The sequence below is a fragment of the Phenylobacterium sp. genome (assembly GCF_030693805.1).
Classification (GTDB): domain Bacteria; phylum Pseudomonadota; class Alphaproteobacteria; order Caulobacterales; family Caulobacteraceae; genus Phenylobacterium.
Map to the genome: position 1 here is coordinate 1 of NZ_JAUXZW010000421.1, position 1,328 is coordinate 1,328.

The following is a 1,328-nucleotide window of genomic DNA, read 5'->3' on the forward strand; positions in this document are numbered from 1 at the left end:
ACGGCCAGCCTGACGCCGGCCGGCGGTTCGGCCAGGTCCAGCGGCGGGGCCTCGGCCACGGGCGCCGCGGCATCGTAGCGGGCGGCCAGCGCCAGCAGGGCCTCGTCGCTCCACGCCGGCCCGACCAGGGTGACGCCGAAGCCGGTGCGATTGGCGCGGAAGCCGGCGGGGATCGCCACGGCCGCCATATCGAGCAGGTTCACGAAGTTGGTGTAGAGGCCGAGGTTCGAGTTCAAGGCCACCGGCTCGGCCAGCACCTCGGCGATGCGGTAGATGGTCGGCGTCGTCGGCGTCACCAGCACGTCGATGTCGTCCCAGAGGGATTCAGCGGCGCGGGCGTGGGCCTGCAGCGCATAGAGGCCGCGGAAGGCGTCGACGCCGGAGATCGCCACGCCCTGCTGGACGATGGCGCGCACTGTCGGATGCACCGCGCCAGGATTGCTGGCGAGCAGCGGCTGCAGCGCCGCGGTTCGCTCGGCGACCCAGGGCCCGGCGTAGAGCAGTTGAGCAGCGGCCAGCAGTGGTGCGATGTCGACGTTGACCCGCTCGCCGCCCATGGCGGTCAGGCGCGCGACGGCGGCGTGGAACAGCGCCTCGGACTCTACATCGCCCAGGAACTGGAGCTGCTGGGGCAGGGGGACGCCAAAGCGGAACGCACCGGCCACCGGCGTGGCCGCATCCGGCGCACGGCGCGAATAAGGGTCGTCGGCGTCGAAGCCCCCGGCCACGGAATCGATCAGCGCCGCATCCGCCGCGTCGCCGGCGAAAACGCTGACGCAGTCCAGCGAGCGGCAGGCCGGCACGACGCCCGATGTGCTCCAGCGCCCCTTGGTCGGCTTGAAGCCCACCAGGTTGTTGAACGCCGCCGGAACCCGCCCCGAGCCCGCCGTGTCGGTGCCGAGCGCGAAGGCGACCAGGCCCGCCGCCGTCGCCACCGCTGAGCCGGAGCTCGACCCGCCGCTGACGTAGTCGCGGTTGTAGACGCAAGCCGGCGCCCCGTGCGGGCTGCGCACGCCGACGAGGCCGGTGGCGAACTGGTCGAGGTTGGTCTTGCCGACCAGGATCGCGCCAGCCGCCTGCAACCGCGCGACCACGGTGGCGGTGGCCTGCGGCTGGTAGGCGAAGGCCGGGCAGGCGGCGGTGGTCGCCTGGCCCTCGACATCGATGTTGTCCTTCACGGCGAAGGGAACGCCGGCCAGAGGCAGGCGCTCTCCGGCCACGATCCGGGCGTCGACCGCGCGGGCGGCGTCGAGCACGGATTGCGGATCGGGCCGCGAGATCCAGGCCTGCGGCTGCACCGCGTCGTAGGCGGCGATGCGGGCGAGCGC

1 protein-coding gene is annotated in these 1,328 nt (G+C 73.3%); it reads right to left on the reverse strand.

Annotated features, from left to right (window positions below; all coding sequences use genetic code 11):
• Nucleotides 1-1,328: allophanate hydrolase (gene atzF, locus Q8M88_RS17075; RefSeq protein ID WP_305598353.1), on the reverse strand; the 1,328-nt coding region annotated here is incomplete at both ends.